7 protein-coding genes are annotated in these 6,753 nt (G+C 66.4%); 1 reads left to right on the forward strand and 6 read right to left on the reverse strand.

Annotated elements, in window-relative coordinates; genetic code table 11:
- Positions 1 to 91: 91 nt before the first annotated feature.
- From ACFPOB_RS26600 to ACFPOB_RS26615, 4 genes are all read right to left on the reverse strand, one after another.
- Positions 92 to 1,597: a tripartite tricarboxylate transporter permease gene (locus ACFPOB_RS26600; protein WP_377801315.1), complete on the reverse strand. Its 1,506-nt coding sequence runs from the start codon at positions 1,595 to 1,597 to the stop codon at positions 92 to 94.
- 5 nt (positions 1,598 to 1,602) lie between these two features.
- Positions 1,603 to 2,076, reverse strand: coding sequence for a tripartite tricarboxylate transporter TctB family protein (locus ACFPOB_RS26605; RefSeq protein WP_377801316.1), 474 nt, complete (start codon positions 2,074 to 2,076; stop codon positions 1,603 to 1,605).
- A 75-nt stretch (positions 2,077 to 2,151) separates the two neighbouring features.
- Positions 2,152 to 3,120: a tripartite tricarboxylate transporter substrate binding protein gene (locus ACFPOB_RS26610; RefSeq protein ID WP_377801317.1), complete on the reverse strand. Its 969-nt coding sequence runs from the start codon at positions 3,118 to 3,120 to the stop codon at positions 2,152 to 2,154.
- Positions 3,117 to 3,863 (reverse strand): FadR/GntR family transcriptional regulator, encoded by a 747-nt coding sequence (locus ACFPOB_RS26615; RefSeq protein ID WP_377801318.1) that lies wholly within the window; start codon positions 3,861 to 3,863, stop codon positions 3,117 to 3,119. Before ACFPOB_RS26615 ends, ACFPOB_RS26610 begins: the two co-directional genes overlap by 4 nt.
- 100 nt (positions 3,864 to 3,963) lie before the next feature.
- On the opposite strand from ACFPOB_RS26615, the gene ACFPOB_RS26620 reads away from it, so the two are divergent.
- The gene (locus ACFPOB_RS26620) at positions 3,964 to 4,872 is read left to right on the forward strand and encodes a dihydrodipicolinate synthase family protein (protein WP_377801319.1); all 909 of its coding nucleotides are present in this window, start codon (positions 3,964 to 3,966) and stop codon (positions 4,870 to 4,872) included.
- Positions 4,873 to 4,894: 22 nt separating this feature from the next.
- Here ACFPOB_RS26620 and ACFPOB_RS26625 read toward each other — a convergent pair whose 3' ends face one another.
- Together ACFPOB_RS26625 and ACFPOB_RS26630 are read right to left on the reverse strand one after the other, a co-directional pair.
- On the reverse strand, positions 4,895 to 5,281 hold the full coding sequence (locus ACFPOB_RS26625; RefSeq protein ID WP_377801320.1) for a c-type cytochrome: 387 nt from the start codon (positions 5,279 to 5,281) through the stop codon (positions 4,895 to 4,897).
- 63 nt (positions 5,282 to 5,344) lie between these two features.
- A complete protein-coding gene (locus ACFPOB_RS26630; protein WP_377801321.1) occupies positions 5,345 to 6,619 on the reverse strand; it encodes an FCSD flavin-binding domain-containing protein in 1,275 nt (424 codons plus the stop codon).
- Positions 6,620 to 6,753: the final 134 nt, after the last annotated feature.

Here is a 6,753-nt window from a genome sequence, read left to right on the forward strand (position 1 = left end):
CAAAGGCCTAGAGCATTTCCGTGATTTGGAGAAACACGGAAATGCTCTAGAACGGATTCTGAACCGGTTGCCGCCGTGGTTTGAGTGGTGGCTAGGCCGCCGTGTTCTCGGTGCGCGCCTGGCGGCCTCGCATCGAGGCGAGGATGGTCCAGCCGATGATCCCGATCGTGATCGCGGCGAGAACGGCGGCGATCGGCCGGTCGACCAGGCCGATCAGCCGGCCGTCGGACTTGATCATCGAGTTGATGAAATACTCCTCCAGCAGCGGCCCGAGCACGACCCCGAGGATCACCGGCGCGACCGGAAAATCGTTCTCCTCGAGCACGAAGGCCAGCACGCCGAAGGCGAGCATGACGCCGACGTCGAAGAGCGAGTTGTTGATCGCGTAGGAACCGACGATGGCGAAGAGCAGGATGATCGGCATCAGGATCTTGCGCGGCACGGTCAGCACCCGCGTCGCGACCTTGATGATCGCCCAGCCGAGCGGCAGCATCATCAGGTTGGCGACGACGAAGACCAGGAAGAGCGCATAGACGTTCTCGGGGTTGTTGACGAAGATCGTCGGCCCCGGCGCCATGTTCTTCATCATCAAGACGCCGATGGCGATCGCGGTGATCGAGTCGCCGGGGATGCCGAAGACCAGGGCCGGGATCCAGGCGCCGGCGAGCGAGGAATTGTTGGAGGCGCCGGCCTCGATCAGCCCCTCGGGATGGCCGGTGCCGAACTTCTCCGGCTCCTTCGAGAAGCGCTTGCTCATCGCATAGGACATCCAGGCCGCCATGTCGGCGCCGCTGCCCGGCTGGATGCCGATGACCGTGCCAAGCGCGCTGCCGCGGATGAGCTGCCAGGGGTACTGCTTGGTCAGACGCCACATATTGGCGAAGATCGGGCCGATCTTCTGGATGACCACCGGCGGGGCGCCGCCGCCGGAGACCATGTGCCGCATCACCTCCGAGCAGGCGAACATGCCGACCATCATCGGGATCAGCGAGACGCCGCCGAGCATCTCGGTGGACTCGAAGGTGAAGCGCGGCTGGCCGGCCGGGTTGTTGATGCCGATCATTGCGATCAGCAGGCCGATCAGCAGCGAGATGCAGGCCTTCAGCGGCGTCGAGGAGCCGATGAAGACGGCGCCGCCCAGGCCGAGCATGACGATCCAGAAGAACTCGACCGAGCCGAAGCCGAGCGCGAAATCGGCGATGGCCGGCGAGGCCACCATCATCACCGCCGTGCCGAACAGGCCGCCGAGCACCGAGAACCAGAGGCCGATCCCGAGCGCGAGCTCGGGCTTGCCCTTCAGCGTCATCTGGTAGGAATCGTCGACATAGGCCGCCGAGGCCGGCGTGCCGGGGATACGCAGCAGGCAGCCCGGGATATCGCCGGAGAAGATCGCCATGGTCGAGGTGGTGACGATCGCGGCGATCGCCGGCACCGGCGGCATGAAGAAGGTCAGCGGCACCAGCAGCGCCGTCGCCATGGTGGCGGAGAGGCCGGGAATGCAGCCGACGACGAGGCCGTAGATCGCCGAGGCGGTGATGACGAAGAGCACATAGGGATCGAGCACCATCCCGAGCGCGGTGACATAGGCGTCGAGCATGATGGCTACCAGCGGAACGGTTCGAGCGGTCCCCAGGGCAATTGCACGCCGAGGCCGAGATAGAAGATCGAGTGGATGGCGAGCGCCGCCGCGAGCGAGAGCGCGATCGCCGGCAGCGGCTTCGCGCCGCCAGCCAGGAACAGGGCGACGAGGATCAGCGTCGCGCAGATCAGGAAGCCGAGCGTCTCGGCGAAGACCATGTAGAAGAAGACTGCTGCCGGAACGAGCAGCAGTCGCAAGATTGCGCCGCCGCTGCGGGCCCAGTCGGCGAGGCCGATCAGCGGGCCGCTTTCAGTCGCCCGGGCGCCGTTGACGGCGAGGATCGCGGCGCAGAGCGCCAGCAGCCCGGAGAGGATCAGCGGAAACGCCGAGGGACCGAGCGGCTGCTGCGATGGGTTCGGCAGGGTCCAGGAGGCGAAGGCGACCAGGCCGGCGAGGGCGAGGAAGACGAGGCCTCCGAAGAGATCGTTGAACTTCATGGCATGCTCGGTGTGCGCGATGGAAACGGGCGCGGCGTAGGCCGCCGCGCCCCGGTCATTGCGAAGAGCGACCGACTACTGGCGCAGGCGCAGGCCGAGCGCGCCCATGATCTCGCCGTTGTTCTTGTGCTGGGTGGCGAGGAAGGTGCCGAAGGTCGTACCCTTTGCGAAGGCGTAGCCGAAGCCGCGCTCGGCCAGGAAGGATTTGTAGGCCTCGGAGGTCGCAACCTTCTCGGTCACTTCGACCAGGCGGGCGGTGACATCGGCCGGCAGGCCGGCCGGGGCGGCGAGGCCACGCCAGGTGCCGCCTTCATAGTCCTTGCCGATCGCATCCTTGACCGTCGGCACGCTCGGGAAGGCGCCGATCTTCTCCTTCGACATCACCGCCAGCGACTTGACGCGGCCGGCATCGAACATCGCCTTGCCCTCGGGCAGGGAGGAGGGGACGATCTGGACGCCGCCCGAAGCCAGCTCCTGGAAGCCGGGGGCCGCGCCCTGGCTCGGCACCACGACGACCGCCTTGGGATCGATGCCTTCGAGCTGCAACAGGCCGGCGAAGGCGAGGTGATAGGCCGCGCCCGCGCCCATGCCCGAGAGCTTGTACTTGCCGGCTGGCTGCTTCTTGATGTCGTCGAGCGCGGCGCGCAGGTCCGCCCAGGGCGAGTTGGCGGCGACGTTGAAGGCGGCGGAGTCGAAGTTCACCAGCGCGATCGGGGTGAGCTTCTCATAGGTGAAGGGCGCTGTGTTCGACCAGTAGAAGGTCGTGACCTCGGCGGTGGCAAGGCCGATCGTGTAGCCGTCGGGCTTGGCGTTGACGATCTCGGTATGGCCGACCACGCCGCCGCCGCCGGTGCGGTTGACGACGTTGACCGGCTTGCCGAGTTCCTTCTCCAGCCCGGCCGCGAGGATGCGGGCGACCGCATCGGTGCCGCCGCCGGCGGCCCAGGGCACGACCAGCGTGATCGGGCGCTCAGGCCAGGCGGCGAAGGCCGGCAGCGACACCGCAGCGAGGGCGGCGGCGAGCAGGATTTTTGCGAGTTTCATGGCGTTTCTCCCGATGCAGTTGTTGTTTTGAGGCTGGCTCCATCCGCCGGAGCGGGGTTGGAAAGCATGTGGCCGCGCGTGTAGCCGAGCACTTGGCGCATCGCCTGGCGGGCCCGCTCTGGCTCGCCGGCGGCGATCGCCTCGACGACCGCGGCGTGGTTGGCGAGGTTTCCGGCGAAGACATCGACGGTGAAATCGAACATCGCGCTCAGAATGGTGTCGATCGCGCCGCGGAAGCTGCGCAGGATCGGGTTGTTGGTGGCGTCGAGGATGGCGAGATGGAAGCGCTTGTCGGCGGCGATGGCGGCCTGCGGATCGTCCTGGCTGGTTTCCATTTCAGCCAGCGCCGCGCGGATGCGGGCGAGGTCGTCAGGCGTGGCGCGGGTCGCCGCCAGCGCTGCCGCTTCCGGCTCGATGATCTCGCGCGTTTCCTCCAGAGCGAGCAGCAGGTCGCGGTCGAGCCCGTCCTCGCTGCGCATCCAGCCGAGCACCTCGCGGTCGAGCAGCGTCCAGTCGTGCTGGGGCCGAACTTGCGTGCCATGGCGCGGACGAACGGTGAGCAGGCCCTTGGCGACGAGGATCTTCACGGCCTCGCGGACGACGCTGCGGCCGGCGCCGTAGCGCTCGGCCAGTTCCGGCTCGGCCGGCAGCACGGTGCCAGAGGCGATCTCGCCGCGCACGATGGCAGCGCCGAGCGCCGCGACCATTGTGCCGATCTTTCCTGGCTTGCTGCCCCGCGCCATGACCCATCTTCCCTCCCGAGGCGGGAAACTGTCATGTCCGGGGCTTGCATGCAAGCATTCATCTGATGTTTAACATCTGATCATTGAAGCGAGGCACGGCATGACCACTGAGACCGCGTTCACTGGCATCCATGCGATCCTCTATGCGCTGTTCGATGCGCAGGAGCGGCTCGACCGGCAGGCGATGCGGAGGCAGGTCGAGATCTGCCTGGAGCATGGCGCGCACGGAATCGCCGCGCTCGGTCTTGCGACGGAGGTCTCCAAGCTGACCGTGCCGGAGCGGCGCACCGTGATGGAATGGACGTCGGAGGATGTCGGTCGACGCAAGCCGCTCGGCTTCACCATCTACGGGACCTCGGTCGCCGAACAGATCGAGCTGGTCAGGGCGGCCGAGGCGGCCAAGGCCGACTGGGTCATCCTGCAGCCGCCCATGGTCGGGAGCTTCGCGGCGGCTGAGTACATCCGCTTCTTCGGCCGGGTCGCGGATGCCACGACCCTGCCCGTCGCGATCCAGAATGCGCCGGCTTATATGGGCCGCGGGCTATCGGCCGAGGACATAAGCAGCCTCGTCGCGCAGCATCCCAATATCAGGCTCGTGAAGGGCGAGGGGCCGGTGACCGAGATCCGGCAACTGATCGAGACGACCGAAGGCCGTTTGCCGGTGATGAATGGCCGCGGCGGGCTCGAGTTGATCGAGAACCTGCGCGCCGGCTGCGTCGGCATGATCCTGGCGCCCGAGATCATCGACTTCACAACGAGGGCCTATGACAGCTTCATTGCCGGCGACGAGGCCGAGGCGGAGCGCATTTATCGCGACGTCTTGCCTGTGATCGTCTTCATGATGCAGTCATTGGAGAGCCTGATCTGCTACGGCAAGCGCATCTTCGGGGCCCGGGCGGGCATCGCGATCCATGACCGCTCGCCGGCGATGCGACCGACGAGCTTCGGCGAAGAACTCGTTCGCCAGCACGTCGCGAAGCTGGGGCGGTTCCCCGGTTCCGCGATGTGAGGCTTCGCGCGAGCGGGAGCCGTCACATCTTTTTGCCGTCCTTGTCGAACTGCTTGAGGAAGGCGGTGAGATCCGCGATCTCCTTCTCGTTCTTGATGCCGGCGAAGACCATCTTGGTGCCGGGGATCTTGGCCCTGGGATCCTTGATGTAGTCGGCGAAGACCGCCTCGTCCCAGGTGATGTTGGCGTTCTTGTTGGCGGTCGAATAGCTGTAGCCCTCGACGGAGCCGGTATGCCGGCCGAACAGGCCGTTGAGCTGCGGGCCGACCAGGTTCTTGGCGCCCTCGCCGATCTGGTGGCAGGCCCGGCACTTGTTCCACGAGCGCTCGCCGGCGGCGACGTCCTGCGCCTGGACGCTTGTCGTGAGGAAGGCGGTAGCGAAGGCAGCGGCGACGATAGGCAGTTTCATGCGTAAACCTTGATGAGTGGAGGGTTGGCGCCGGCGCTTGAGGCGAGGGCGCAGTGAGCGGCTTCAGCCGAACATGTCGGCGGTGATCGCGGCGTACCAGCCGATGTTCTCGGCCTGATTTTCCCTGCGCAGTTCGGCACTCTCGCGCGGCTGCGAGACGAAGGTCTCGATGGCGGCGATCTTGCCGTCCTTGGCCTCGTAGCGGCCGCCGACCTTGACGGTGTCGTCGGTCTCGATCAGCGACCAGCAGGTGTTGATGTAGCGCGCCGGGAAAGTGCGGCCGCCGGCGAGCTCGCCGCGGATGACCATCGCCGCGACCTTGGCTTGGCTGTTGGCGGCGAAGGCGGATTTCGGCATGTCGCCGGCGATGCAGGCGTCGCCGAGAACGAAGATGTTGGGATCGACGGCCGACTTCATCGAGGCCGGATCGATGGTGCAATAGCCGCCCGCGGGCGCCAATCCCGCCGAGCGGGCGATCTCGCCGGCCATCTGCGCCGGGATGACGTTGACGAAGGCGCAGTCCTTGTAGGCCTCGAAGCCGGTGACGACGGTATTGGACTTGGGATCGACCGACTTGATGCCGTCATGCACCTTCGGCCCGAGCCATTCGATCATCGCGCCATAGTGCTTTTCCCAGCCCTCCTGGAAGACGGCCTGCTTCGAAAAGCTGTCCTTGGGGTCGAGGATGAGGATCTTGCAGTCGTGCTTGCCGCTCGCCTTGAGCACATGGGCGAACATCGAGGCCCGCTCATAGGGGCCGGGCGGGCAGCGATAAGGATTGGGCGGGGCGATCATCACGATCGTGCCGCCATTTGGCACCGCGTCGAGCTTCTGCCTGATCAATTGCGTCTGCCGGCCGGGCTTCCAGCCATGCGGCATGGCCTCCTCGACCTCCTTCGACCAGCCGGGGACGGAATCGTATTTCAGGTCGATGCCGGGCGAAACGACGAGGCGGTCATAGGGCAGGCGATCGCCGCTCGAGAGCACAACCTCCTTCTTGTCGCGGTCGATCTGCGTGGCGCGGGCGCGGGCCAGTGTGATGCCGTGGGTCTTCCTCAGCGTGTCGTAGCGATGGCTGATCTCGTCATAGCTCTTGAAGCCGCCGATGAAGAGGTTGGAGTGGAAGCAGGTCTGGTAAACTTCGTTCTCCTCGACCAGCGTCACGGCGATGGCGCCGTTCGAGTCCTTGACGATGTACCGCGCAGCGGTCGCGCCGGCGGCTCCGCCGCCGATCACCACGACACGCGGCTTGGCCTGGCCGAGCACGGCGGGTGAGGCAATGGCGAAGCTGCCGGCGGCGGCGAGGCCGGTCAGGAATGAGCGGCGGCTGGTCGACATGGTTCCCTCTCCCCTTCCCCTCGTGACGGCTAGCCCTAAGAGTCCGTCCCGGAACTCATGACGCTCGCGCGATGCGGCGGATAAGAACCATGGCGGCGGCTGCGTAGAGGAAGGCCGTCGCGGAGGCGATGGTG

The organism is Allobosea eneae (assembly GCF_042657265.1).
Lineage (GTDB): Bacteria > Pseudomonadota > Alphaproteobacteria > Rhizobiales > Beijerinckiaceae > Allobosea > Allobosea eneae.

What these genes read in the sequence shown, in the direction of transcription:
- ACFPOB_RS26615 (WP_377801318.1), bottom strand. Translation starts at nt 3,863, where the DNA reads ATGGCGCGGGGCAGCAAGCCAGGAAAGATCGGCACAATGGTCGCGGCG.
- ACFPOB_RS26625 (WP_377801320.1), bottom strand. Translation starts at nt 5,281, where the DNA reads ATGAAACTGCCTATCGTCGCCGCTGCCTTCGCTACCGCCTTCCTCACG.
- ACFPOB_RS26610 (WP_377801317.1), bottom strand. Translation starts at nt 3,120, where the DNA reads ATGAAACTCGCAAAAATCCTGCTCGCCGCCGCCCTCGCTGCGGTGTCG.
- ACFPOB_RS26620 (WP_377801319.1), top strand. Translation starts at nt 3,964, where the DNA reads ATGACCACTGAGACCGCGTTCACTGGCATCCATGCGATCCTCTATGCG.
- ACFPOB_RS26630 (WP_377801321.1), bottom strand. Translation starts at nt 6,619, where the DNA reads ATGTCGACCAGCCGCCGCTCATTCCTGACCGGCCTCGCCGCCGCCGGC.
- ACFPOB_RS26605 (WP_377801316.1), bottom strand. Translation starts at nt 2,076, where the DNA reads ATGAAGTTCAACGATCTCTTCGGAGGCCTCGTCTTCCTCGCCCTCGCC.
- ACFPOB_RS26600 (WP_377801315.1), bottom strand. Translation starts at nt 1,597, where the DNA reads ATGCTCGACGCCTATGTCACCGCGCTCGGGATGGTGCTCGATCCCTAT.